Source organism: Caulobacter sp. HJHS_5 (assembly GCF_056683955.1).
Genome location: NZ_JBWZNC010000001.1, coordinates 660762 through 685982, shown reverse-complemented (window position 1 = coordinate 685982; position 25221 = coordinate 660762). Strand labels below are relative to the sequence as shown.

Below are 25221 nucleotides of genomic sequence, written 5' to 3'. Positions count from 1 at the left end.
ACGGGTATTTGGCCGTCCGGCGGCCGGAACGCAATCGGCGGGCGCAATTGTCGCGCTCAGTGTGGCCGGCCCGCGACGAGTCGCGCCTGGGCCAAGGCTGGCGTTCTCCTCGCCCGCGAGCTAGCAGACCGCCCCATGATCCGCCTCGACAACATTTCCAAGCAGAACGGCCACCAGATCCTGTTCATCGAAGCCTCGATGGGCGTCCAGAAGGGCGAGAAGGTCGGGCTCGTCGGCCCCAACGGCGCCGGCAAGTCGACACTGTTCCGCATGATCACCGATCAGGAGCAGCCCGACGACGGCATCGTCACCATCGATCCGGGCATGACCATCGGCTACTTCAGCCAGGAGGTCGGCGAGATGTCCGGCCAGAGCGCGGTCGCCGCCGTGATGGACGGCGTCGGGCCCGTCAGCGCCCTGGCCGCCGAGATGGCCGAGCTCGAGGCGGCGATGGTCGATCCAGACCAGGCCGACCGGATGGACGCCATCATCGAACGCTACGGCGAGGCGCAGGAGCGTTTTCAGGAGCTCGACGGCTATGCGCTGGAAGCGCGGGCGCGCGAGGTGCTCGCCGGCCTGAGCTTCAGCCAGGAGCGCATGGATAGCGACGTGGGTCTGCTGTCCGGCGGCTGGAAGATGCGCGTGGCCCTGGCCCGCATCCTGCTCAAGCGGCCCGACGGCATGCTGCTGGACGAACCCAGCAACCACCTCGACCTGGAAAGCCTGATCTGGCTCGAAGCCTTTCTGAAGAACTACGACGGCGCGCTGCTGATGACCTCGCACGACCGCGAGTTCATGAACCGCATCATCGGCAAGGTGGTGGAGATCGACGCCGGCTCGCTCATCACCTACTCGGGCGATCTCGACTTCTACGACCAGCAGCGCGCGCTCAGCGAGCAGCAGCGGCAGGCGCAGTACGAGCGCCAGCAGGCGATGCTGGCCAAGGAAATCAAGTTCATCGAGAAGTTCAAGGCGCGCGCCTCGCACGCCGCCCAGGTTCAGAGCCGGGTGAAGAAGTTGGACAAGATCGAGAAGGTCGAGGCGCCGCGCCGCCGCCAGTCGGTCCAGTTCGAGTTCAGGAGCCCGCCGCGCTCGGGCGACGACGTCATCAGCCTGCGCGATGTCCATAAGGGCTACGGCGCCCAGCCGATCTACCAGGGCCTCGATTTCCTGGTGCGCCGCAAGGAACGCTGGTGCGTGCTCGGGGCCAACGGGGCCGGCAAGTCGACGCTGCTGAAGCTGGCGGCCGGGGCCATCAAACCGGACAAGGGGTCTGTCAACATCGGGGCCAGCGTCAGGATGGGCTACTTCGCCCAGCACTCCATGGACCTGCTGGACGGCGAGGAGACGATCTTCGAGTCACTCGACGGTTCATTCCCCCAGGCGGGGCAGGGCGCCCTGCGCACCCTGGCGGGCTGCTTCGGCTTCTCGGGCGACGACGTCGAAAAGCCTTGCCGCGTCCTCTCCGGCGGCGAGAAGGCCCGCTTGGTGATGGCCAAGATGCTGTTCGACCCGCCGAACCTCCTGGTTCTCGACGAGCCGACCAACCACCTCGACATGGTCACCAAGGAAATGCTGGTCGCCGCCCTGGCGGACTTCGAAGGGACGATGCTGTTCGTCTCCCACGACCGCCACTTCCTCGGCGCTCTGTCGAACCGCGTGCTGGAGCTGACTCCCGACGGCGTCCACCAGTACGGCGGCGGCTACACCGAGTACGTCGCCCGCACAGGCCAGGAAGCGCCGGGGCTGCACCCGGGCGGGTAGGGGGCTTCCGCCCCGCGATCAGTGGCCGATGAGATACAGCGAGAACGCGTGCCCCGTGGCGCTCACCTTGCCCGCGATGCCGAGCGTCTGCCAGGCCAGGGACCAGACCGCTCCCAGCACGAAGACCGGGTGCAGTCTTCGCCGTGTCGCGAGGTCGTAGACGCCGAGGGCGACGATCAGAAGAACGCTGAATCCGAACATGTCGATAAACTGACCCAGCGTGGATCGGCCGAACGGAGCGGAGAGGAAATGGTTGAGGAAGCGGTTGAACCCCGGCGCGCTGATGTAGAAAAGGCTCAGCAACATCAGGCGTTTGTGCGCGGAGGGGTTGCCGCGTAGCAGAAGCCCCGCGACGATCAGGCCCGCGAAGCCGATGGTGTTGGTGATCTGGATGGGCAGGAAGACCGGCGTCGCGTGGGTGACGGCGTAGCGGGCGGCGCTGCTCACCAGCGCCGTGGCGGGGCCGAGCACGACCATCGCCGCCGCAAGACCCGCGCCGGCCAGGCCCAGGCGCTTGTGAAGCTCGACACGGTGGCTGCGGATCAGCCCCAGCTGGACCGCGAACAGCACCAACCATCCCACGAACACCAGCGCGTGGAGGTGCACGATCATCGGGTAATCGAGCCCGCGATCGCGAATATGTATGAAGCTGTTCCGGCCGAAGCCGGTCAGCGCGCCGATCCAGACCACGCAGACCATCGTCAGGAAGGCGTTGCGGTCAGCTTTGCGCCACGGGGCGAAGCCCGTGCTGCTGGTGATGCCCGTCATGGTCGCCCCCGAAAACCCTGCAGCGAAAAACAAGCTCTAGAGCGGTCTGCTTCGAAACGTAAAGCCCGGGGCGGATTTGCTTGCGAGGGCGGACCGAGAACCTACCCCCAGCTCTGCTCGCTGATGCGCCGCACCGCATCCGCCAGTCGCCCGGCGCCGGCCACCTTCACGCCCGCCGCCTCGCCCGCGCCCGCGGGGCCGAGCGCGCGGGTGAAGCCCAGCTTCGCGGCCTCCTTCAGCCGCGACTCGGTCCGGCTGACCGGCCGCACCTCGCCGGAGAGGCTGATCTCGCCGAACACCACGCAGTCCTGCGGCAGGGCCTCGTCGAGGGCGGAGGAGGCGAGGGCCGCCGCCGCCGCCAGGTCGGCCGCCGGTTCGGTGATGCGCAGGCCGCCGGCCACGTTGAGGTAGACGTCACGATTGCCGAGGCCGAGACCGCAACGCGACTCAAGCACCGCTAGCACCATGGCCAGGCGCCCCGAGTCCCAGCCGACCACCGCCCGGCGCGGCGTGCCGTAGGCCGAGGGCGCCACCAGCGCCTGGAACTCGACCAGCACCGGGCGCGAGCCCTCGATTCCGGCGAACACCACCGAGCCCGCCGCCCGGGCGCCGCCCTCGCCGAGGAACAGGGTGGACGGATTGCGCACCTCGCGCAGACCCGCGTCGCTCATCTCGAAGACGCCGATCTCGTCGGTAGCGCCGAAGCGGTTCTTGGCCCCGCGCAGGATGCGGAACGGATAGCCGCGCTCGCCTTCGAACGAGAGCACGGCGTCGACCAGGTGCTCGACCACCCGAGGCCCGGCGATCTGGCCGTCCTTGGTCACGTGGCCGACGAGGATGACGGCGACGCTTTTCTTCTTGGCCAGCCGCACCAACTCCTGGGCGCAGGCCCGCACCTGGGTCACCGAGCCGGGTCCCGCCTCGTGGGCGTCGCTCCATAGGGTCTGGATGGAGTCGATGATGACCAGATCGAAGGCGTCGCGCTTCAGCCCGTCGAGGATTTCGCGCAGCGAGGTCTCGGCCGCCAGCTTCACCGGCGCCTGGGCTAAGCCCATGCGGGCGGCGCGGCTGCGGATCTGCTCCACCGCCTCCTCGCCCGAGATATAGGCCACCTTCGAGCCGCGCGCCGCCGCGCCGGCCGCCGCCTGCAGCAGCAGGGTGGACTTGCCCACCCCGGGATCGCCGCCGACCAGGATGGCCGAACCCGGCACCACGCCGCCGCCGAGCACGCGGTCGAACTCCTCCACGCCGGTGAAGAAGCGCGGCGGGGCGGGCGCATCGCTCTCCAGGCCTTCGAAGGCGAGGCCCCGCGCCTTGCTGGGCTTGCTGACTGAAAGACTGCCGGGCGCGCGGCTCTGGACCTCCTCGACCAGGGTGTTCCAGGCGTTGCAGCCGACGCACTGGCCGGCCCATTTCGCGTGGACCGTCCCGCAGGACTGGCAGGCGTAGACGGCGCCGTCGCGGGCCATGGCGTTCCTTAAGTGGAGGCGGAACCTAGGCGGCGCCGCGATAAGTGCGCTGCGCGCGCAGCGGCAGCCGGGTCAGGATTTCGTAGGCTGTGGTTCCGGCGGCGGCGGCGACATCGTCGACCCGCGCGTTCGGCCCCAACAGCTCCACCTTGTCGCCGGGCCTGGCGTCAGTTCCGGTCGCATCGACGGCGATGAGGTCCATCGAAACGCGGCCGAGCAGGCGGCGAGGCGCGCCTCCGAACGCAGCGAAGGCGGCGGGGCTGGCGTTGCGCGGATAGCCGTCGGCATAACCGGCCGCCAGGATGGCGACGTCCAGCGGCGTCTCGGCCGCGAAGGCCGCGCCATAGCCGACGCTGTCCCCGGGCTGCACACGACGCACCTGCAGAATCGGCGCTTCCACGACGGCGACGGCGCGAAGGCGCGCGTCGGGTACGGCCAGCGGACCGCCGCCATAGAGGCTGATGCCCGGCCGCACGACATCGAAGGCGTAGTCGCGGCCGAGGAAGACGCCGGCCGAGTTGGCGAAGCTGGCGCGGACCTCGGGAAACAGGGCGCGGGCCGCTCCGAAGCGCGCAAGCTGTCGGGCGTTCAGCGGATGGCCGGGCTGGTCGGCGCAGGCGAGGTGGCTCATCACCAGATCCAGCCGCAGGCGCTTTGCGGCGGCCAGGCGCTCGGCCTCCTCGAAGCTGACGCCCAGGCGATTCATGCCGGTGTCGACGTGCAGCACGGCCGGCAGCCGGTCGCCGGCGAAGGCGATCCAGGCCTCGGCCTGGTCGAGGCTGCTGAGCACCGGCGTCAGGTGGGCGGCCTCCAGGCGCGGCCCGGCGCCGGGCGTCATGCCGTCCAGCACCTGGATGCTCGCGGCGCGATCCCCCAGCGCCGTGCGCAAGGCTTCGCCCTCGGCCAGGCGGGCCACGAAGAAGCTGCGGGCGCCCTCGGCCCACAGGCGCTCGGCGACGGCCGCGGCGCCCAGGCCATAGCCGTCCGCCTTGACCGCCGGCGCGACCTCGACGCCGGCCTCGGCGCGCAGCAGGCGGTAGTTGGCGGCGAGGGCGTCCAGATCGACGGTGAGCGTCGCCCCGGAAGTCGGTTCAGGGGTCACCGGGGCTCGAACCGACCTTCGCGGGCGAGGTTGCCGAACTTCACGGTGTCGGCGTGGAAGGCCAGGCGCACGGTGCCGATCGGGCCGTGACGCTGCTTGCCGATGATGACTTCGGCCTGGTTGTTCACCTTCTCGAGGTCCTCTTGCCACTGCAGGTGTTCGGGCGTGCCCTCTTTAGGCTCGGCCCGGCCGAGATAATAGGCCTCGCGGTAGACGAACATCACACAGTCGGCGTCCTGCTCGATCGAGCCGGATTCCCGCAGGTCCGACAGCTGCGGCCGTTTGTCGTCGCGTTGCTCGACCTGACGCGAAAGCTGCGACAGGGCGATGATCGGCACGCTGAGTTCCTTGGCCAGGGCCTTGAGGCCCATGGTGATCATCGAAACTTCCTGCACCCGGTTCTGCGGGCCGCCGCCCCCGCCGCCGCTATCGCCCGTGGTGATCAGCTGCAGGTAGTCGACCACGATCAGGTCGAGGCCGACCATCCGCTTCAGGCGGCGCGCCCGCGCGGTCAGCTTGGCGATGGAGAGGCCGCCGGTGGCGTCGATGTAGAAGGGCGAATCCTGGATTTCGAGCGCCGCGTCGCGCAGCCGGCCAAACTCGCTGGCGTCGATCTCCCCCTTGCGAAGCCTGTCGGACGACACGCCCGAGACGTCGGCCAGCATACGCATCGACAGCTGCTCGGCGCTCATTTCCAGCGAGTAGAAGGCGACGACGCCGCCGTTGACGGTCTTCTTGCTGCCGTCCGGCTGCGGCTCCCAGGCGTAGTTCTTGGCCACATGGAAGGCGATGTTGGTGGCCAGGGCGGTCTTGCCCATCGACGGGCGGCCGGCGAGGATCAGCAAGTCGGAGGGGTGCAGGCCGCCGAGCTTCTGGTCGAGATCGATCAGCCCGGTGGAGATGCCGGCCAGGGCGCCGTCTCGGCCGAAGGCCTCCGCCGCCATCTCCAGGGCGCCGCTCAGCGCGCGGCCGAAGTCCACGAAGCCCTGGTCGCTGCCGCCGGTCTCGGCCAGGTTATAGAGCTGCTGTTCGGCCGCCTCGATCTGGTCGCGGGCGCTGCGGCCGTCGTCGGAGCCCTGGGCGGTGGCGGTGATCTCGCCGCCGACCCGGATCAGTTCGCGGCGCAGGGCCAGGTCATAGACGGCGCGGGCGTAGTCCGGGGCGTTGGCTGCGGGCGGGGCGCGGTCGACGAGGTCGGCCAGGTAGCGCAAGCCCCCCAGTTCCTCGAAGGCCGGGTCGGCCTTGAACTGTTCGGCCAGCAGGATCGGGTCGGCGAGTTGGCCCTTGCGGATGTGGGTCTCCACCGCGCCGAACAGACGTGCATGGAACGGCTCGTAGAAATGGCGGGCCTGCAGCCGGTCGCTCAGCCGTTCATAGGCGGCGTTGTCGTAGAGCAGGGCGCCCAGCAGGGCCTGCTCGGCCTCGAGGTTCGACGGGGCGACGTTCGGAGCGGGATCGTTCGAAACGGGGCGAAGATCGAGGGCGGGGACGATGGCCATTCGTTCATCACTAACGAAGGGTGCGGTGCGGGACACTGTGACAGAGTGGGTTTCCACATGAATCGGCGAGCCTGTGGATGATCGCGGGGGCCTGCGTCGAATAAGGTCGCAGCGATGTCCGAATCCCTGTCGCTCCGCCTTGCCGTCGAGGCCGATCTGCCGGTCCTCAAGTCCCTGATGGACCTGGCGATCGCCGATCTCCTGCAGCCGTTCCTGCCGCCCGAAGGCGTCGCCGCCTCGTTCGAGATCATGGGCCTGGACAGCCAGCTCGTGCGGGACGGGACCTACTTCGTCGTGGAGATCGGGGGCGAGATCGCCGGCTGCGGCGGCTGGAGCCGGCGGGCCACGCTGTTCGGCGGCGACCACTCGGCCGGGCGCGACGCGCGGATGCTGGACCCGGCCACGGAGCCTGCGCGGGTGCGGGCGATGTACACCCACCCCGACTTCACGCGGCGCGGCGTTGGCCGCCGGGTGCTGGAGGCCTGCGAGGCCGCCGCGCGGGCCGAGGGTTTCCGAAGCTGCGAGATGGCCGCCACCCTGGCGGGCGAGCCGCTCTATCGCGCCTGCGGCTACAGCCCGATAGAGGCTTTCACCGCCACGACCGGCGGCGGTTACGCCGTGCCGCTGGTGCGAATGGGCAAGGCGCTGGCGTGAAAGCGAAAGGGGCCGGACGCTCGCGCGCCCGGCCCCCGCTCCGCATCCTGCCGAGGCCTCAGAAGGTCCAGGTCAGCTTGCCGTAGTAATAGCCGCCGTTGATCCCGAACGGCGAGCCCGATGGGTATTGGGTCACATAGCCGTTGGAGTTCTGCTGCAGCTGGTGTTGGCGCAGCAGGCCATTGATGCGGTTCGGATACTTGTTCAGCAGGTTGTTGGCGCCCGCCGTCAGCTTCAAGCCGTCCAGCAAGGCGTAGCTGACCTCCAGGTCCGTTATCAGCGAGGTATCGATCTTGGTCTCGCGCCAGGTGGCGTCAAAGCCGTCGAGGCTCACGCCCTTGGATGGGCCGAACACCGACTCCTTCAGCGTCACGCTCCACTTGTCGAGGTTCCAGGTGCCGCCCCCCACGATACGGAAGCGCGGCGCCGCGGTCTCCAGGTTGGCGATCGAAGCGCGGTCGAACAGGGCAACGCCGGCGGCCAGCTGCGAGGGCGGCGGCGCGATGCGCGTCACCTTGGTCTCGGTGTAGTTGGCCGTGAGAATCCAGTCGACGCTGCCGTAGGCGTCGAAATCGGTCGCGTAGCTCAGCACGAAGTCGGCGCCCCTGGTGCGGGTGTCGAGGCCGTTGGTGAACAGCGATACCCCGATGCTCCAGTTGGCGTTGGTGTAGATCGACGGATCGATCTGCACCCCGTTGGCCGCCAGGGCCGCGAGCACGGCCGGCGAACGCAGCAGGTTCTTGTTCGAGGCGTCGCCGTAGAGCGTGCCGGAGCCGACGATGCGGTCCTCGATCTCGATCTGGTAGGCGTCGAAGGTGATCGACAGGCGCGGGATCGGGTGGGCCACGAAGCCGGCGCTGTAGTTGGTCGATTTCTCGGGCTTCAGGCCGTTGATGCCCAGCAGGCTGGCGCCCGGCGAGTTCGGCGGCAGCTGCCCGCCGATCGAACTCGGCGAGACGTTGATGCCGGCGTAGTAGCCCTCGGCCAGGGTCGGGGCGCGGAAGCCGCTGGAGACGGTGCCGCGCAGGGCGAACAGGTCGCTGAAGTCGTAGCGGCCGGTCAGCTTAGCCACGGTGGTTTCCCCGAAGTCGGAAAACTCGCCGTAACGCAGGGCGGCGTCGAGCTTCAGGCTCTCCACTGGGGTGGCCGCCACATCGACGTAGACCGCCTTCGAGTCGCGCTTGTAGTCGCCGGCGTTGACCGGCGCGAAGCCGTAGTACGACTGCGAGCCGCCCTTGTAGTACGAGGCCGGATCGCCGGCGGCGATGCCGTAGCCGTCCTCGCGATACTCCAGGCCGGCGGCGAGGGTCACCGGCTCCGGGAACCCGACGTCGATGGTCTTGGTGACGTCGAGGGTGGTCGTCCACTGGTCGGCCATGAACGAGCCGGCCACGATGTTGCGCGGCGTGTAGCCGGGCGTCGTGAGCGTCGAGGTGTCCTTGTAAAGGTCGGCGTTGGCCGTCTGCATCACGGTCAGGCGGACGTCGTCGCGGCCGTAGGTGCTGGCCAGGTCCCAGGTCCAGTCGCCGACTTCACCCATGGCGCCGAGGGTGAAGGAATAGTCCTGCTCGTCCGAGCGCAGGCGCGGATCGAAGCCGTAGGGGAAGGGGATGTCGGTCGGAGACTTGCCGCTGACGACGTTCGGCAGGCGGTAGTTCTCGTGCGCCTGGGCGAACTTGTCGCCGTAACTGCCGAAGCTGTAGAGCTCGACGCCGTTCGGCAGTTCGTAGCCGGCGTTATAGCTCACGGTGGTGACGCGGTACTGCGGGTCGCCTGCGATCAGGTTCAGGTTCGGATAGCCGGGCGCGTCGACGATCTGCGGATAGCTGCGGGCCGGGCTGTTGGTGGAGCCGGCGTTGTGCGGACCGTCATAGGTCCGCGGGTCGGCCACGCCGCGGAAGCTGAAGCCGTGGTATTTGGTCTCGGCCGTGACGTTCACATAGGCGTTTTCGAAGGGCTCGAAGCCGCCGTTGAAGGTCAGGGCGCCGGTGCGGCCGCCGCCGTCGATGTACTCGCCGCCGGTCGCCGTGATCTGGCCGCCGCTGCTGCGCTTCTTCTGGATAATGTTGATGACGCCGGCGATGGCGTCCGAGCCGTATTGCGCGGCCGCGCCGTCGAGCAGGACTTCGACGTGATCGATCGAGGCGACGGGAATGAAGTTCAGGTCGGCCGTGGCGCCGCCCTGATACGGCCCGCCCAGCACGGCGAGGTTCGAGGTGCCGTGGCGGCGCTTGCCGTTGACCAGCACCAGGGCGTGGTTGGGCGAGACGCCGCGCAGCTTGGCCGACAGGGTCATGGCGGCGGCGTCGCCGCCGAAGGCCTGGGCGTTGAAGGATGGAACGTTCTGGGCCAGCGACTGGATGAGGTCAGGCTGGCCGGTCTTGGTCAGCAGGTCGGCGCCGAGCACCTGGATCGGGGCGGGGCTGTCGACGGCCCGCAGGCCGCTCACGCGCGTGCCGGTGACGATCACTTCCTCGACCTGGGCTTGCTGGGCCAGCGCGGCGCCCGCGCTGAGCATGAGACCGGCCGAGACGCCCGCCAGAAGCAGCGCGCGGTGAGTTTTCTTGGACAATGGAGAGCCCCCTTGTTGCGAGTTGGGCCGTCCTGATCGTCACTCCCTGGTCGCGAGGCTCTTCGCCGGTTCCGACACCGACGCGTCCCCGCGTTGAGGAAAGGAGATCATTCCCAAGCCGGGCGAACAGGGGTTGCGGTGGAATTTTCTGCGAATGGCGCAAGGGAGGGTCGCAATGCGCGCGTTTGTGGGCGCCGCTGCCGCAAAAACGCACTTTTCCCTCGTGGCGAGCCGGGGTTGTGGGAAATTATACCTGCGTGACAAATCTTTGATGGTGTGAAAAAGGGCGCGGACCTCGCGGTCCGCGCCCCAAATTCCTCAAGCTTTTGAAGGCCTGACCTACCAGTTGTAGCTGATCCGGCCGTAGAGGAAGCGACCATTGAAGCCGAACGGCGAGTAGCTCGGGAAGCCCACGGAGCCGGTCGGGCTGTTGATCGTCGCGGGAGTGGCGTTCGGATATTCGTCGAACAGGTTGTTCACGCCCAGGGCCAGGCCGACGCCTTGCGGCAGGGTGTAGCGGCCCTCGACGTCGATCAGCGTGGCGTTGCCGGTTTCGTAGTCGAGGCTGGGGTTGTTGTTGGGCACCAGCACGCTGTCGTAGTTCGTCGCCTTGAACGAAGCGCCCCAGTCGTCCTTCGACCAGTCGACCGTGGCGACCAGCTTCCGCTGCGGCGTGCCGCGCTCGTAGGAGAGCACGTTGCCGCGATCGAACAGGAACGCCGGCTGCGAGGCGGAGGTGATCAGCGGCAGGTCCGGAGTGCGGGTCACGTCGGTGTGGTTGAAGTTCGCCGCGCCCGTGAAGTCGAAGCGGCCGAGCCTGTCGGCGTCCCAGCGATAGCGACCGACGATGTCCACGCCCTGGGTGGTGGTCTCCACGCCGTTCAGGAAGAACTGGGCCGCGCTGACGCCGAACGGCGAGAGAATCGTCTGGATGGCGTCGACCAGGGCCTGGCTCTGGTTCGGACCGACCACGCCGAGGTTGTCGGACAGCACGATGCGATCCTTGATCTCGATGCGGTAGGCGTCGACCGTCACGTCGAAGCCGGCGGCCCGGATCACCGCGCCCAGGCTGTAGTTGATCGAGGTCTCGGGCTTCAGCGGCTTGGCCCCGAGCGCGATGGCCACCGGGTCGTTGACACGGAACTTGCCGCTTTCGATCAGGGTGGAGACGGGCTGGCCGTCGATCACGGTGCTGACCAGGTTGGTCGCCGTGTAGCTGAAGTACTGCTGCTGCAGGGCGGGCGACTTCACGCCGCTGGAGATCGCCCCGCGCAGGGCGAAGGCCGGGGTGAAGTCATAGCGGGCCGACAGCTTGCCGGTGCCCTTCGAACCGAAGTCCGAATAGTCCTCGTAGCGGGCGGCGGCGCCGACCAGGAACTTGTCGGTCACCTGGCCTTCGAGGTCGACATAGGCCGACCAGTTGTGGCGCTCGACGTCGGTTGCGTTGGACGGGCGGAAGCCGCCGAACCCTTGGCTGACCGGAGCGCCGGCGAACGGGCCCTTCGAGTAGGATTCCACCTGGCCGGGGGAAACCTCGAAGCCTTCGTTGCGGTACTGCAGGCCCCAGGCGACGTTCAGCGGCGCGGCCAAGCCGACCTCGACGCCCTTGCTCACGTCCAGATCGACGATGGTCTGATCGTAGGAGAGGGCGCCGGCGTAGAAGTTGCGCGGGCTGGTCGGGCCGTAGCTGACGTTGATCGAACTGTTGGTGTGGTAGTCGAGTTCGTTCTTGCCCCACGACACCGACAGATCGGTGGCCCAGCCGCCCACCTCGCCCTTGATGCCGGCGGCGGTGGTGTAGTCCTTGATCTCGGTGGCGATGATCGGCAGGTAGCCGCCCGGATAGACCGAGGTCAGGTTGCCGCCGTTGTTGTAGGCGCGGGCGGTGGCCGCGGACTCGCTGTCGCGGTGCTGGTAGCCGGCGTAACCGTAGAGCGACCACACGTCGTTGATCGGCAGGCCGGCGTTGCCCCACAGCGAATAGCTCTCGACCTTCGGATCGCCGAAGCGGCCGATCACCTTGGCTGTCCCGTAGTTCGGTACGGCGGCGAGGTTCAGATAGTCGGAGCGGTTGGTGGCGTGGCGGTTGGCGTATTCGCCGGAGATGGTCAGGAAGCCGTCGTTGGGCAGGGTGAAGCCCTTCCAGCCGCTGACCGACTGGGTCAGGCCGTCCTTGGCGTCGCGCGAGCCGCGCGCCGTCTCGACCGTCGTATTGTGAATCCCGTAGTTGTAGGTGACGCCGCCGCCGGAGCTGGCGTCGCGCAGGCGCAGGTTGATCACGCCGGCGATGGCGTCGGCGCCGTACTGGGCCGAGGCGCCGTCACGCAGGATTTCCACGCTGTTCAGGGCGACCGCCGGCACGGTGTTCAGGTCGAAGGCGGTCGAGCCGCGACCGATCGAGCCGTTGACGTTGACCAGGGCGCCGATGTGGCCGCGGATGCCGTTGATCAGCACCAGGGTCTGGTCGGGGGCGAGGCCGCGCAGGGTGGCCGGGCGCACGTGGTCGGTGCCGTCGGTGATGGCCGGACGCGGGAAGTCGATGGCCGGCGTCAGGTTCGACAGCGACTGCGCCAGTTCCGTACCGGTGCCCTGGCGAGTAAGGGCGGCGTTGTCGATCACATCGACGGGGGCCAGGGTTTCGAGGCGCGAGCGGTTGGCGGCCCGGGTGCCGGTGACCACGATCTCCTCGACGGCGGTGTCGGTCGCCGGCGCGGTCTGCGCCAGGGCCTGGCCGGCCCACAGCGACGCTGCGGAGGCGGCGGCCAGCAGATAGGTGCGATAGGCCATTGATTTTAATCCCCTTCATTCGGTCGTGGGAGGCGACCGTGCGTCCTGTCACGTATGTGCCGTTAAACGCGGCAGGAAGGGGATCGAACGACGAGTTTTGCTCTCGGCGACTTTAGTTTTGCCAACTGTGACGTTTTGGCGACAACGTCAAAGCCGGGTCATTGTTCGGTGAGCGGTGTTCGGATCGAGGTTCGGGCCAAGAAAAAGGGCGATCCGGCGCCGGATCGCCCTCGATCTTTCGGGAAGGGAAGGGCGCCTTAGTAGGCGGCTTCGGCTTCCAGCTGGCCGGCGCCGCCTTCCAGCAGGTCGGCGGCAGCCTGTTCGTCGGCGAGACGCTCTTCCTCGAACTGCGAGGCGATCACGTTTTCGCCGCGCGCTTGGCGGTCGGCTTCTTCCTGGCTGCGGGCGATGTTGATGCTCACCGAAACGGTGACTTCAGCGTGCAGCTTCACCTTCACGGTGTGGACGCCCAGCGTCTTGATCGGCTTGTCGAGGACGACCATCGAACGGTCGACCTTGCCGCCTTCGGCGTTGATGGCGTCCGAGACGTCACGACCCGAGACCGAGCCGTAGAGCTGGCCGCTCTCGCCGGCTTGGCGGATCATGATGTAGCTGGTCCCGTCCAGACCTTCGCCGGCCTTGGCGGCTTCGGCGGCGGTGCGGGCGTTGCGGGCTTCGATTTCGGCGCGTTGGCCTTCGAAGACCTTCAGGTTCGCGGCGTTGGCGCGCAGGGCCTTGGAGCGCGGCAGCAGGAAGTTACGGGCGAACCCGTCCTTCACGGTGACCACATCGCCCAGGGCGCCGAGGCGCTCGACGCGTTCGAGCAGAATGACTTTCATCGGTCGGGTCCCCTTACTTCACGACGTAGGGAAGCAGGGCGAGGAAGCGGGCGCGCTTGATGGCCTTGGCCAGTTCACGCTGCTTCTTGGCCGAGACGGCGGTGATGCGCGACGGCACGATCTTGCCGCGCTCGGAGACGTAACGCTGCAGCAGCTTCACGTCCTTGTAGTCGATCTTCGGCGCGTCGGCGCCCGAGAACGGGCAAACCTTGCGGCGACGATAGAACGGGCGGCGGGCGCCGCCGGCGGAAGCGCCGGCCGACGGGGCGGCCGGGGCGGTGGTTTCGGTATCGCTCATGGTCGAGATCCTCAGGCCGGCACGTCGTCGAAGCGGCGCTCGCGCTCACGCTCGCGGTCGCGGCGGGCGAGAACCGGCGAGAGCTCGAGGTTGAGCTCTTCGACGCGGATGGTCAGGTAGCGAAGAACGTCTTCGTTGATGGAGAGCTGGCGCTCCATCTCCTTCACCGCCGGCGCCGGGGCGTCGATGGCGAGCAGGGAATAGTGCCCCTTGCGGTTCTTCTTGATGCGGTAGGTGAGGTTGCGAAGGCCCCAGTACTCGATCTTGGCGATGTGGCCGCCAAGGCCTTCGATCAGGGTCTTCAGCTCTTCGTTGAGCGCTTCGGCCTGTTGCGGCGAGATGTCCTGCCGCGCGATGACCGTATGTTCGTAGAGGGCCATATGTCCTTCTTCCGTTGAGGAGGGCGGCGCGTCCGTCGGCGGAAGTCCGACGGCAGCGATGGATCTTGCGTACGGCGCGACGGGGTGAGCCCCCACCGCCTTTGACAATCCGTGCGAAGACCGCCTTCCAAGCGAAGCGGGCGCGTCTACAGCAAAACACCGGCAACCGCAAGCGTCGGCCGGCGTTCTCATGACAGCGCCGGGCTCGCGCAAACCCTTGCGGGGTAAGGGCTCCGGTCGATGATGGAGCGCGCGATGAATCTCGCTATCGCCAGCCTGGCCGCGGTTGCGGCCTTCGCGATCGGCATCGTTTCGGCCAAGGCGGAGGAATCGCCTGTCCTCGTCACCCCGGCGGCTGTTCCGGCCGAGGCGACCCCGGTGGCGCAACCGGAAACCGTGGGCCTGGCGAAACGCTACTTCGACGCCATCGGCTTCGAGGGGCAACTGGGCGCCATCCTCACCAACCTGACGACGCCGGAGACCTTGGGCGCCCGGTCCAACCTGACCGAGGACGAGCGGGACGCCATCGTCTCCTCCGCCGCCGAGGCGATGGACGACGCCATGCCGCTGATGCTCGACGAGGCGGCCCGCATCACGGCCCGCACCTTCACGCCCGATCAGCTGCGGGAACTGATCGCCTTCTATGAAACCGAGAGCGGCAAGGCGATCGCCGCCAAGACGGCGGTGCTGCCGCCGATGGCCACCGAGCTGGTCATGAGTTTCGCGCCCTTGATCCGCGCCGACGTCGTCGTCCGCTCCTGCGCCAAGGTCGATTGCCAGGCCGAGCCGGGGTTGAAGATCTGAGGCGTTCGAAAGGTTTCGCTCCACCCCAATCGTCATCGCCGGGCGAAGTCCCGGCGACCCATGCGTGATGAGTGGGAGGAGGCGCATACGCGCCCGCAAGGCGGTTCATGGGCAGCCGGCACGAGGCCGGCTGTGACGGTTTTGTTTTTCCCAAACGCACACGGGCCCGGATGTCGCCATCCGGGCCCGCCGCATATCGGCGATCCCGCCAACCCTATTTCTTCGCGCTGGCCTTCCAGGCCTGCACGGCTTCCATCGACTTGGCGACGTGCTGGGCGAAGTTGCCGTCGGTGTAGGACATCAGGATCTTGCCGTCCGGCGCGATCACGTAGGAGGTTCGCGAGGTCATGGCCGGGTTGGTGGCGTTGGCCACGTCATAGCCCTTGATGGTCGCGGGGCTGGCCAGGGCGACGGCGAACTTGTCGCGGCATTCTTCCGAGGAGAAGCGCCTGATGCCCTCGATGGCGGCGGCGTCGCCCATGGCCATCTGGCCGTTGACGCGCGCGGCGCCGGTCATGCCGATCACGGTGGCGCCCAGCTTGTTGAAGTCCGGGGTCGCTTCGGCGAACTCGTGCGCCTCGGCGGTGCAGCCGGCGGTGAAGGCGGCCGGGAAGAAGTAGAGCACGACCGGACCCTTCTTGCGGGTGGCGGCCAGGTCGAACGGGTGGTCCTTGCCGGCCAGGGCGGCGGTGGTCTTGAAGTCCGGGGCCTTGGCGCCGGTCGGCAGGGCGGCGGAGGCGGCCGTGGCGGCGAGGCTGAAGGCGGCGGCGCAGATCAGAAGGCGTTTCATCGATTCTCTCCCGGGGCGCGAAGCGCGTCCGCACCATAGGACCGGCAGGTAACGGCCATATTTCGGCGAACGCAACAGCGGCTGTGGCCAGAAATGCTGCAAGGGCCGGGCGCGATTGGCCCGGCTTGCCGCCCGCGGGGGTTTCCCCTAACCCTCGACGTCGGTTTTGACAGCGATATGGAACCAGGCCGCCATGAGCCTCGCCTTTCTTTTCCCCGGTCAGGGCAGCCAGGCGGTCGGCATGGGCGCCGAGCTCGCCGACGCCTTCGCCTCGGCCCGTGAAGTCTTCCAGGAAGTCGACGACGCCCTGGGCCAGAAGCTCTCCGCGCTGATGCGCGAGGGGCCCGACACCGACCTGACCCTCACGGAGAACGCCCAGCCGGCGCTGATGGCCGTTTCCCTGGCGGTTATGCGCACCCTGGAGAAGGAGTTCGGCGTCGGCGTCGAACGCGCCGCCTTCGTGGCCGGCCACAGCCTCGGCGAATATTCGGCCCTGGCCGCCGCCGGCTCGCTGAGCGTCTCCGACGCCGCCCGCCTGCTGAAGCTGCGCGGTCAGGCCATGCAGCGCGCCGTGCCGGTGGGGCAGGGGGCCATGGCCTCGCTGATCGGACCGAAGACCGACGTCGCCCTGGCCGAGGCCGCCGCCAAGGCCGGATCGGAACTCGGCGTCTGCGTCGTGGCCAACGACAACAACAACGGCAATGTGGTGATCAGCGGCGACAAGGCCGCCGTCGACCGCGCCATCGAGGAAGCCAAGGCCCTCGGCGCCCGGGCGATTCCGCTCAACGTCTCCGCCCCCTTCCACTGCCCGCTGATGCAGCCGGCCGCCGACGAAATGGCCGCCGCCCTGGCCGGGGCGACCATCCTGCAACCCCGAACCCCGCTGGTGGCGAACGTCACCGCCCGCCCGACCAACGATCCGGAGGCCATCCGCCGCATGCTGGTCGAGCAGGTCACCGGCCGCGTCCGCTGGCGCGAGAGCATGATCTGGCTGGCCGGGGAGGGCGGCGTCGCCCGCTTCGCCGAGGCCGGCGCCGGCAAGGTGCTGTCGGGCATGGTCAAGCGCATCACCCCCGACGCCGAGGCCACGCCGCTGAACACGCCGGCCGACCTCGAAGCCTTCGCGGCGAGCCTTTAGGAGCCCTTTGATGTTCGATCTTTCCGGCAAGACCGCCCTGGTCACCGGCGCCACCGGCGGCATCGGCGGAGCCATCGCCCGCGCCCTGCACGCTCAGGGCGCCCATGTCGTGCTCTCCGGCACCCGTCAGGAAGCGCTCGAGGCCATGGCGGCCGAGCTGGGCGAACGCGCCAGCGCCGTGGCCGCCAACCTCTCCGACCCCGAGTCGGTCGACGGCCTGGTGGCCCGCGCCGAGGCGGCCGCCGCCCCGCTCGACATCCTGATCGCCAACGCGGGAATCACCCGCGACGGCCTGCTGCTGCGGATGAAGGACGACGACTGGGATTCGGTTCTGCGGGTGAACCTCGAATCATACTTCCGCCTCAGCCGCGCGGCGATGAAGGGCATGATGAAGCGCCGGTCGGGCCGAATCGTCGGAATCACCTCGATCGTCGGCGTCACCGGCAACCCGGGGCAGGCCAATTACGCCGCCTCGAAAGCCGGCATGATCGGCTTCTCCAAGGCCCTGGCCCAGGAAGTGGCCAGCCGCGGCGTCACTGTGAACTGCGTGGCCCCCGGCTTTATTGAAAGTCCGATGACGGATGCGTTGAACGAGGCTCAGCGCGAGGCGATTCTCACGAAAATTCCATCGGGTCGCCTCGGGACGGGCGTGGACATCGCCGCGGCGTGCGTCTACCTCGTCAGTGAAGCTGGGGCTTACGTCACGGGCCAGACGTTGCACGTCAACGGCGGCATGGCGATGATCTAGCTCCCGCCCTGCTGGTCTCCCCTTGGGGAACATGTTAGGCGGTCAGCGAATTTGCGTTCTGGAGCAGGACTTGTTCCAGACGGTCACACTAATGAGGGACTTATCAATGTCCGACATCCTCGAGCGCGTGCGTAAGATCGTCATCGAACACCTGGACGCTGATCCGGAAAAGGTCACCGAAAAGGCCAGCTTCATCGACGACCTGGGCGCCGACAGCCTCGACAACGTCGAGCTGGTGATGGCGTTCGAAGAAGAATTCGATATCGAAATCCCGGACGACGCCGCCGAACACATCCAAACGGTCGGCGACGCCGTGAAGTTCATCGCGGAAAAGAGCGGCGCCTAAGCCGCTTCCATCCTAGATTTCAACCGCCGCGGCGTCGGGTTCCTGCCCCACGTGCGCGGCGGTTTTCGTTTTGGCCCTGCCGAAACTCGTGGAGTTGGCCCATGCGTAGAGTTGTCATCACCGGCCTTGGTCTGATCACCCCGCTCGGGCAGGGCGTGGACGTGACCTGGAAGGGCATTCTCGCCGGCAAATCCGGCCTCAACCGCATCAGCACCTTCGATCCGACCGACTTCGCCTGCCAGGTGGCCGGCGAGGTTCCGCGCGTCGACGGCCGCGGCGAAGGCGGCCCGGATGTCGAGGGCAGCTTCGATCCCGACAAGACCCTGAGCCCCAAGGATCAGCGCCGCGTCGACGACTTCATCCTCTACGCCATCGCCGCCGCCGACGAAGCCGTCGCCGACGCCGGCTGGACGCCGGAGGACGAGAACGAGCGCAAGCGCACCGGCGTCATCATCGGCTCCGGCATCGGCGGCCTCGCCACCATCGAACGCACCTCGATCGAGATGCATGAGCGCGGCCCCCGCAAGGTCGGGCCGTTCTTCATCCCGTCGGCCCTCATCAACCTCGGCTCCGGCCAGGTGTCGATCCGCTACGGCTTCAAGGGGCCGAATCACTCGGTCGTCACCGCCTGCGCCACCGGCGCCCACGCCATCGGCGACGGGGCCCGCCTGATCGCTCACGGCGATGCGGACGTGATGATCGCCGGCGGCGCCGAGGCGGCCATCTGCCGGGTCGGCATCGCGGGCTTCATCGCCTGCCGCGCCATGGCCACCGGGTTCAATGATGCGCCGACCAAGGCCTCGCGTCCTTACGACAAGGACCGCGACGGCTTCGTCATGGGCGAGGGCGCCGGCGTCGTCGTGCTGGAAGAGTACGAACACGCCAAGGCGCGGGGGGCCAAGATCTACGCCGAGGTGGTCGGCTACGGCCTGTCCGGCGACGCCTACCACATCACCGCCCCGGTCGAGGACGGCGACGGCGGCTATCGCGCCATGGAGGCGGCCCTCAAGGACGCCGGCCTGCAGCCTTCGGACGTGGACTACATCAACGCCCACGGCACCTCGACCATGGCCGACGGCATCGAAGCCGGCGCCGTGGGTCGCCTGCTGGGCGACCACGCCAAGAACGTCGCCATGTCGTCGACCAAGTCGATGACCGGCCACCTGCTCGGCGCCGCCGGGGCCATCGAGGCCATCTTCTCGGTGCTGGCGATCCGTGATCAGATCGCGCCGCCGACCATCAATCTCGACAACCCGGCGGTCGAAACCGACATGGACCTCGTGCCGCACAAGGCCAAGCCGATGAAGATCGACGTGGCGGTGTCCAACAGCTTCGGATTCGGCGGCACCAACGCCTCCGTGGTGTTCAAGAAGGTCTCGTGACCCGCAAGCCCCGCCCATCGTCGGCGTTTCGCACGGTCTCTCCGCTGCGTCGTCTGGCGGTGGGGGCGGGCAGCGCCTTCGCGACCGTGGCCCTGGTCCTGGTGGCTGTCGGGCTCTGGACGATCTGGACCTATCAGGGCCCTGGTCCCGCCGCGCGGGACGGCAAGCCGACAACGACCGTCGTCCTTCGCAGCGGCGCCAGCCTGCCGGAGATCGCGGCCGCGCTGGAGCGTGGAGGGGTCATCCGCTCGCGCGCCATCTTCGTGGCCATGGCCCAGGTCAGCGGCGCCGCCCGCCGCCTGAAGGCCGGGGAGTATGAGTTCAAGTCCCGCGCGGCCATGGCCTCGGTGCTGCACGACGTCCGCGACGGCAAGGTGGTGCGTCATTGGGTGACCATCCCCGAGGGGCTGACCTCCGAGATGGCCGTGGAGATTCTCGCCAGGACGCCCGAACTGGCGGGCGTCGCCCCCATCCCTCCGGAAGGCTCGATCCTGCCGCAGACCTATGAGGTGCAGCGCGGCGAGGATCGGGCGCGGGTGCTGCGCCGGATGATGGATGCCCGCGACGAGCTGCTGACGCGGCTCTGGCCGCAGCGCCAGGAAGGCCTGCCGTTCGACACGCCGCAGCAGGCCATCGTCCTGGCCTCGATCGTCGAGAAGGAAACCGGCGTCGCCAGCGAGCGGCCGAAGGTCGCCGCCGTGTTCGTCAACCGCCTGCGCCAGGGCATGCGCCTGCAGAGCGACCCGACCATCATCTACGGGGTCAGCCGCGGCCGGCCCCTGGGCCGCGGCGTCCTGGCCTCCGAAGTGACGGCGGCGACGCCGTACAACACCTACCAGATCGACGGGCTGCCCCCGACGCCGATCGCCAACCCCGGCGAGGCCTCCATCGCCGCCGTCCTGGCGCCCCCGGCCACCAACGATCTCTACTTCGTCGCCGACGGCACGGGCGGGCACGTGTTCGCCTCCACGCTGGAGCAGCACAACGCCAACGTCGCCCGTTGGCGCCAGATCGAACGGCAGCGGTCTTCGAAGACCGGCCCCATGCAAGGACCGCCCACTTGAGCCTCAGCGGCATGACCGGCTTCGGCCGCGCGGAGGGCGCGCACGGCGCCTGGACCTGGGCCGTCGAGGCCCGCTCGGTGAACGGCCGCAACCTGGAGGTCCGCTTCCGCGGTCCGCCGGGCTTCGACGCGCTGGAGCGCCAGGCCCGCGAGGGCGCGCAGGCGCGGATGCAGCGCGGGCAGGTGACGGTCGGCATCCAGGCCCGCCGCGCTGAGTCTGCCGCCCAGGCGACGATCAATCTCGAGCAGCTCGAGCGCTACCTGGCGGTGACCGGCCGCCTTGTCGACGAGGGCCGGGCCACCACGCCGACGGCCGACGGCCTCCTGACCCTGCGCGGCGTCATCGAGGCGGGCGAGGAGACGGATGACGCCGAAACCCGCGCGGCGGTCGAGGCCGCCATGGCCGCCAGCCTGAACGCCGCGCTCGACGCCCTGGCCGCCGCCCGCCGCGAGGAAGGCGTCGCCCTGGGACCGGTGCTCACCGGCCTGGTCGATCGCATCGAGACGCTGGTGACCGCCGCCGAGGCCGAGGCGGCGCTGCAGCCCGCCGCCCTGAAGGAGCGCTTCGAGCGCCGCATGATCGAACTGGTCGGCGAGGCCGCCTCGCCCGACCGTGTCGTGCAGGAGGCCGCCGCCATGGCGGTGAAGGCCGACGTCCGCGAGGAACTGGACCGCCTGCGCGGCCATGTCGACGGCGCCCGCGGCCTGCTCGCCGGCGACGCCGCCGCCGGCCGCCGGCTGGACTTCCTCTCCCAGGAGTTCATGCGTGAGGCGAACACCCTGTGTTCGAAGTCGGCCCTGCCGGCCTTGACCGTCCACGGCCTCGATCTCAAGGCCACCATCGAGCAGTTCCGCGAACAGGTTCAGAATGTCGAGTGAGGCCACCTTGAAGCGCCGCGGCCTGATGCTGGCGGTGGTCAGCCCCTCGGGCGTGGGCAAGACCTCCCTGACCCGCCGCCTGATCGCCGATCACCCGGACCTGCACCTGTCGATCTCGGCGACGACGCGCGACCCGCGTCCGGGCGAGCATGACGGCCGCGAATATCACTTCGTCGATCGCGCCAGCTTCCAGGCGATGATCGAACGCAACGAATTCCTGGAGTGGGCCGAGGTCTACGGCAACTTCTACGGCAGCCCGAAGACTCCCATCTTCGACAGTCTCGAACGCGGCGAGAGCGTGCTGTTCGACATCGACTTCCAGGGCTCGGAGATCATCCGCGATCACGCGCCCGAGGATGTGGTGCGGGTCTATGTCCTGCCGCCGTCCCTGGCTGAGATGAGCCGCCGCCTGCATGCCCGCTCGCAGGACAGCGAAGAGGTGATCTTCAAGCGTCTCGGCCGCGCCAAGGACGAGGTCGCCCAGTGGTCGAGGTTCGACTACGTCATCCTCAACGACGACTTCGACAAGGCCTACGCCGAGCTGGCGCACATCTACCACGCCGAGCGCTCGCGCCGCTCACGCAGCCTGTGGATCGAGCCCTTCGTGCAGGGCCTGCTCGACGAAGAGATCTAGCGGCTGGACCTCAGTGGAGCCGTCCTCGTCCTTCGAGGCTCGCTACGCTCACACCTCAGGATGAGGCCTACTGCGGCCTCGCATTCGAAATCCTTGTCCTTCGAGGCCCGCTTCGCGGGCGCCTCAGGATGAGGATTTCGTTGCTGCGACGATCGCCCTCTACGCCTTCAACGCCCGCGCCAGATCGAGGAACCCCGCCACCTCGACGGTCTCGGCCCGGGCGTCCGGATCGATCGCCGCCGCTTCGCACAGCGCTCCGCCGCCCAGCGCCTTCAGGCTCGACCGCAGCATCTTGCGGCGCTGGCCGAAGGCGGCGGCCGTGATGCGCTCCAGGGCCTTCAGCAGGGCGGGCTCGGGCCGGCGAGGCAGGGGCTCCAGCCGCACCACGGCCGAAGCGACCTTCGGCGGCGGGGTGAAGGCGCGGGCCGGCAGGTCCATGACGATGCGAGCGCTGCAGACGGCCTGGGCGACCACCGCCAGCCGGCCGTAGGCCTCGTCGCCGACATTCGCCACGATCCGCTCGGCGACTTCCTTCTGGAACATCAGGGTCATGGAGAGCGGCGGTTCGGCGGCTGTCAGCCAACCGATCAGCAGCGGCGTGCCGACGTTGTAGGGCAGGTTGGAGACGATGTGGTGGGCGCCGCCCGCCAGTTTCGCCTCGTCCACCCGGGTGGCGTCGGCCTCGACCACCGTCAGCCGGCCGTCGCTGGCCTCGGCCAGCTCGCCGAGCAGCGGCAGGAAGCGGGCGTCCTTCTCGACGGCGATCACCCGCAGGCCCGCTTCCAGCAGCGCACGCGTCAGCCCGCCCGGACCGGGCCCGACCTCGATGACCGTGGCGCCCTCCGGCAGGGCGCCGAGGCGGACGATCTTGCGGGTGATGTTGAGGTCGAGCAGGAAGTGCTGGCCGAAGCTCTTGCGCGCCAGCAGCCCGTGCGCCTCCAGCGCGTCGCGCAGGGGCGGAAGATCGGCCAGGGCGGCGGTCATGAGTTGCGACGTTCCGCGATCTCGGCCGCCAGTCGGATGGCGGCGATCATGCTGTCGGCGCGGGCGATCCCGCGTCCGGCGATCTCGAAGGCGGTGCCGTGGTCGGGCGAGGTTCGCACGATCGGTAGGCCGAGCGTAACGTTCACGCCGCCCCAGAAGTCGAGCATCTTCACCGGGATCAGCGCCTGGTCGTGATACATGCAGACCACGGCGTCATAGCCGCGCCGGGCTTCCGCGTGGAACAGGCTGTCGGCGGGGTAGGGGCCGAGGGCGTCGACGCCGAGATTGCGCAGCGCCTGCACCGCCGGGGCGATGACGTCCACTTCCTCGCGCCCGATCGTGCCGCTCTCGCCGGCGTGGGGGTTCAGGCCGGTCACCGCCACGCGGGGCGTGACGACGCCGTAGTCGCGGCGCAGGGCCTGGGCCGTGATCAGGCCCGTGGTCACCACCTTCTCGACCGTCAGTTGGCGGCTGACCTCGGCCAGCGGGGTGTGGATGGTCACCAGGGCGGCGCGCAGGTCGCCGGACTGCAGCAGCATCACCGGACCGCGGGCGCCGTCGAAGCCCTCGGCGGCGGTCAGTTCGGCGAGGAACTCGGTGTGGCCCGGAAAGCGGAAGCCGGCGGCGTAGAGCGGGGCTTTTGCGATGGGGGCCGTGACCAGGCCGCCGACCGCGCCCGAAAGCGCCAGGCCCGCGCCGGTCTCGATGCAGCGGATCACCTGCGCCGCATGGGCGCTGGACGGCTGGCCGGCGACGACCCGCGTCTGCAGCGGCAGGTCGAGTACCGGCAGGGCGTCGGGGAAGACGCGCAGCGCCTCGTCGGGGCGGGAGACCTTGCGAACGCGAACCTGGCCGCCCCCCGGCGCGCCGCTCAGCGACTGGGCGTCGCCGACGGCCATGAAGGCAGGACCGCCGGATCGCAGGGCGGTCCAGGCCTTGACGACAATCTCAGGTCCGATCCCGGCGGGATCACCGAGGCTGATGGCTAGCGGGCGTCGGTTCAACGGGTCTCGATGGTCGCCGAATTGCGGAGGTCCCGCAAATAACGACGCGAGATGAGCGCAAGTTGCTCGTCGCGCAGACGGCCTTCAATCTGGGCCGTCGTCGGTTGCGTCGCGCCGGCCGCGCGCTTGCCGCAGAGAGTCACGAGGTGGAAGCCCCCGGCGGTGCGGATCGGCGCCGAGGCCTGCCCGACGTTCAGCAGCTTGATCGCTTCCTGGAACGTCGGCGTCAGGTCCTTCAACTCGCTCTCGCCGAGGTCGTTGACCATCACCCCGTCGACCTTGCCGGCGACGGTTTCGACGCTGTCGCAGCCGGTGACCTGCGGGCGCAGCGCTTCCAGCTTGGCGCGGGCGGCGTCGACCTGTCCCGCGCTGGCGTTGTTCGGCAGGCTGATGGCCACCTGCTTCAGGTTGACCAGCGCCGCGTCGGCGCCGGCGCGCTTATTGCGCAGGTAGACGATGTAGACGCCGTTCTCGACCGGGATCGGCGCGGAGAGCTGGCCGGCGCGCAGCTGATCGAGCGCCGCGTCGACTTCCTTCGGCAGGGTGCCGGCGCTGACCCAGCCCGCGTCACCGCCGTTGGCGGCTGTGGGCGAGGCGGAGAACTGACGCGCCACGGCCGCAAACGGCGCGCCCTGCTGCAGTTGGGCGACCAATTGGCGAGCGCCGTTCAGCGCCACGTCCTGGCCTCCCACGCGGGCGGCGTCGATGAACACTTCGCTCACCTCGAATTGCGGCTTGGCCTGCTCTTCGTTGTAGCGGCGTTCGAAGGCTTTCACCTGGTCCTGGCCCACCCGGGCGCGCGAACCGTACCGCATGCCCACCCAGTTTTGCCACGACGAGGTGGCCCGCACCTGAGCGCGGTAGGTGTCGGCGCTGACGCCTTGCGACGCCAGTTGGGCCAGCAGGGCTTCCTTGGTGGTGCCGTTGCTGCGGGCGACGTTCTCGATCTCCTCGTCGACCTCTCGGTCGGTCGAGACGATCGTCATCTTCTGCTGCTTTTCGGCGCGACGCAGCTCCTGCATCTCGAGGTGCTCGTCGACGAGCGTACGCAGGGCCTCGGCCTGCAACTGGGGCAGGTTCTCCTCGGTCGGCTGGATGCCGGACGACACCATGAGCAGGCGCATCCGCTGCACCACGTCATAGCTGGAGATCACGTCGTCGTTGACCACGGCCGCCACGGACTCAGAGAGTCCGGCGCTCTGACCGGACGCCATACCGGGGAGGGAGGCGGCAAGGGCGACGGCGCCTGCCATCGCCAAGGCTTTCACCTTCGCTGACCGCATCGCTGAACTGGTTCCTCTAAACTTCGGCCGCCCC

Annotated in this window: 23 protein-coding genes; 10 read left to right on the top strand and 13 right to left on the bottom strand. The window is 68.7% G+C overall.

The annotated features are described in order from the left end of the window. The first annotated feature begins 135 nt into the window (after window positions 1-135). Entirely contained in the window at window positions 136-1764 is a 1629-nt protein-coding gene (locus ACFLIT_RS03505; protein WP_479909775.1) for an ABC-F family ATP-binding cassette domain-containing protein, read from the top strand. 18 nt (window positions 1765-1782) lie between these two features. On the opposite strand, the gene ACFLIT_RS03500 is transcribed toward ACFLIT_RS03505, so the two are convergent. The 4 genes from ACFLIT_RS03500 to ACFLIT_RS03485 all read right to left on the bottom strand — a co-directional run bounded on the left by ACFLIT_RS03500 (window position 1783) and on the right by ACFLIT_RS03485 (window position 6602). After that, a complete protein-coding gene (locus ACFLIT_RS03500; protein ID WP_479909774.1) occupies window positions 1783-2532 on the bottom strand; it encodes a hypothetical protein in 750 nt (249 codons plus the stop codon). Between the two features lie 101 nt (window positions 2533-2633). After that, window positions 2634-4001, bottom strand: a complete 1368-nt coding sequence (gene radA / locus ACFLIT_RS03495) for a DNA repair protein RadA (protein ID WP_479909773.1) — start codon at window positions 3999-4001, stop codon at window positions 2634-2636. 25 nt (window positions 4002-4026) lie between these two features. Further along, window positions 4027-5103 (bottom strand): alanine racemase, encoded by a 1077-nt coding sequence (alr, locus tag ACFLIT_RS03490; protein WP_479909772.1) that lies wholly within the window; start codon window positions 5101-5103, stop codon window positions 4027-4029. Further along, window positions 5100-6602 carry a replicative DNA helicase gene (locus tag ACFLIT_RS03485; RefSeq protein WP_479909771.1) on the bottom strand — a complete coding sequence of 501 codons (1503 nt, stop codon included), beginning with the start codon at window positions 6600-6602 and terminating at the stop codon, window positions 5100-5102. Before ACFLIT_RS03485 ends, alr begins: the two co-directional genes overlap by 4 nt. Before the next feature lie 114 nt (window positions 6603-6716). On the opposite strand from ACFLIT_RS03485, the gene ACFLIT_RS03480 reads away from it, so the two are divergent. Then, window positions 6717-7256, top strand: coding sequence for a GNAT family N-acetyltransferase (locus ACFLIT_RS03480; protein ID WP_479909770.1), 540 nt, complete (start codon window positions 6717-6719; stop codon window positions 7254-7256). A gap of 58 nt (window positions 7257-7314) precedes the next feature. On the opposite strand, the gene ACFLIT_RS03475 is transcribed toward ACFLIT_RS03480, so the two are convergent. From ACFLIT_RS03475 to rpsF, 5 genes are all read right to left on the bottom strand, one after another. Next, complete coding sequence (locus tag ACFLIT_RS03475; protein WP_479909769.1) at window positions 7315-9828, bottom strand: TonB-dependent receptor plug domain-containing protein; 2514 nt, start codon at window positions 9826-9828, stop codon at window positions 7315-7317. 339 nt (window positions 9829-10167) lie between these two features. After that, the gene (locus tag ACFLIT_RS03470) at window positions 10168-12615 is read right to left on the bottom strand and encodes a TonB-dependent receptor plug domain-containing protein (protein ID WP_479909768.1); all 2448 of its coding nucleotides are present in this window, start codon (window positions 12613-12615) and stop codon (window positions 10168-10170) included. 257 nt (window positions 12616-12872) lie between these two features. Further along, entirely contained in the window at window positions 12873-13454 is a 582-nt protein-coding gene (gene rplI, locus ACFLIT_RS03465) for a 50S ribosomal protein L9 (protein WP_479909767.1), read from the bottom strand. A 13-nt stretch (window positions 13455-13467) separates the two neighbouring features. After that, complete coding sequence (gene rpsR / locus ACFLIT_RS03460; protein WP_479909766.1) at window positions 13468-13752, bottom strand: 30S ribosomal protein S18; 285 nt, start codon at window positions 13750-13752, stop codon at window positions 13468-13470. An 11-nt stretch (window positions 13753-13763) separates the two neighbouring features. Then, window positions 13764-14132: a 30S ribosomal protein S6 gene (gene rpsF / locus ACFLIT_RS03455; RefSeq protein WP_479909765.1), complete on the bottom strand. Its 369-nt coding sequence runs from the start codon at window positions 14130-14132 to the stop codon at window positions 13764-13766. Window positions 14133-14387: 255 nt separating this feature from the next. On the opposite strand from rpsF, the gene ACFLIT_RS03450 reads away from it, so the two are divergent. Next, window positions 14388-14936: a DUF2059 domain-containing protein gene (locus ACFLIT_RS03450; RefSeq protein ID WP_479909764.1), complete on the top strand. Its 549-nt coding sequence runs from the start codon at window positions 14388-14390 to the stop codon at window positions 14934-14936. Between the two features lie 214 nt (window positions 14937-15150). Here ACFLIT_RS03450 and ACFLIT_RS03445 read toward each other — a convergent pair whose 3' ends face one another. Continuing rightward, a complete protein-coding gene (locus tag ACFLIT_RS03445; RefSeq protein ID WP_479909763.1) occupies window positions 15151-15726 on the bottom strand; it encodes a peroxiredoxin in 576 nt (191 codons plus the stop codon). Between the two features lie 193 nt (window positions 15727-15919). Here ACFLIT_RS03445 and fabD point away from each other — a divergent pair, with 193 nt between their 5' ends. The 7 genes from fabD (at window position 15920) to gmk (ending at window position 21916) form a co-directional block, all read left to right on the top strand. Then, on the top strand, window positions 15920-16864 hold the full coding sequence (gene fabD, locus ACFLIT_RS03440; protein WP_479909762.1) for an ACP S-malonyltransferase: 945 nt from the start codon (window positions 15920-15922) through the stop codon (window positions 16862-16864). 10 nt (window positions 16865-16874) lie between these two features. After that, the gene (gene fabG / locus ACFLIT_RS03435) at window positions 16875-17612 is read left to right on the top strand and encodes a 3-oxoacyl-[acyl-carrier-protein] reductase (RefSeq protein ID WP_479909761.1); all 738 of its coding nucleotides are present in this window, start codon (window positions 16875-16877) and stop codon (window positions 17610-17612) included. Between the two features lie 106 nt (window positions 17613-17718). Beyond that, window positions 17719-17958 carry an acyl carrier protein gene (locus tag ACFLIT_RS03430; RefSeq protein WP_479909760.1) on the top strand — a complete coding sequence of 80 codons (240 nt, stop codon included), beginning with the start codon at window positions 17719-17721 and terminating at the stop codon, window positions 17956-17958. A gap of 101 nt (window positions 17959-18059) precedes the next feature. Beyond that, window positions 18060-19340 (top strand): beta-ketoacyl-ACP synthase II, encoded by a 1281-nt coding sequence (gene fabF, locus ACFLIT_RS03425; RefSeq protein WP_479909759.1) that lies wholly within the window; start codon window positions 18060-18062, stop codon window positions 19338-19340. Continuing rightward, window positions 19337-20404 carry an endolytic transglycosylase MltG gene (gene mltG, locus ACFLIT_RS03420; RefSeq protein ID WP_479909758.1) on the top strand — a complete coding sequence of 356 codons (1068 nt, stop codon included), beginning with the start codon at window positions 19337-19339 and terminating at the stop codon, window positions 20402-20404. Before fabF ends, mltG begins: the two co-directional genes overlap by 4 nt. Further along, a complete protein-coding gene (locus ACFLIT_RS03415) occupies window positions 20401-21282 on the top strand; it encodes a YicC/YloC family endoribonuclease (RefSeq protein WP_479909757.1) in 882 nt (293 codons plus the stop codon). The genes mltG and ACFLIT_RS03415 overlap by 4 nt, the downstream gene beginning before the upstream one ends. Beyond that, the gene (gene gmk / locus ACFLIT_RS03410) at window positions 21272-21916 is read left to right on the top strand and encodes a guanylate kinase (RefSeq protein WP_479909756.1); all 645 of its coding nucleotides are present in this window, start codon (window positions 21272-21274) and stop codon (window positions 21914-21916) included. The genes ACFLIT_RS03415 and gmk overlap by 11 nt, the downstream gene beginning before the upstream one ends. A 159-nt stretch (window positions 21917-22075) precedes the next feature. Here the strand turns inward: gmk and rsmA are convergent, their stop codons facing one another. From rsmA to ACFLIT_RS03395, 3 genes are read right to left on the bottom strand one after another with little or no spacing between them, the layout of a single operon-like run. Next, window positions 22076-22900 carry a 16S rRNA (adenine(1518)-N(6)/adenine(1519)-N(6))-dimethyltransferase RsmA gene (rsmA, locus tag ACFLIT_RS03405; protein ID WP_479909755.1) on the bottom strand — a complete coding sequence of 275 codons (825 nt, stop codon included), beginning with the start codon at window positions 22898-22900 and terminating at the stop codon, window positions 22076-22078. Continuing rightward, window positions 22897-23904 carry a 4-hydroxythreonine-4-phosphate dehydrogenase PdxA gene (pdxA, locus tag ACFLIT_RS03400; RefSeq protein WP_479909754.1) on the bottom strand — a complete coding sequence of 336 codons (1008 nt, stop codon included), beginning with the start codon at window positions 23902-23904 and terminating at the stop codon, window positions 22897-22899. The genes rsmA and pdxA overlap by 4 nt, the downstream gene beginning before the upstream one ends. After that, window positions 23901-25187 (bottom strand): peptidylprolyl isomerase, encoded by a 1287-nt coding sequence (locus ACFLIT_RS03395; RefSeq protein WP_479909753.1) that lies wholly within the window; start codon window positions 25185-25187, stop codon window positions 23901-23903. Before ACFLIT_RS03395 ends, pdxA begins: the two co-directional genes overlap by 4 nt. Window positions 25188-25221 lie beyond the last annotated feature (34 nt).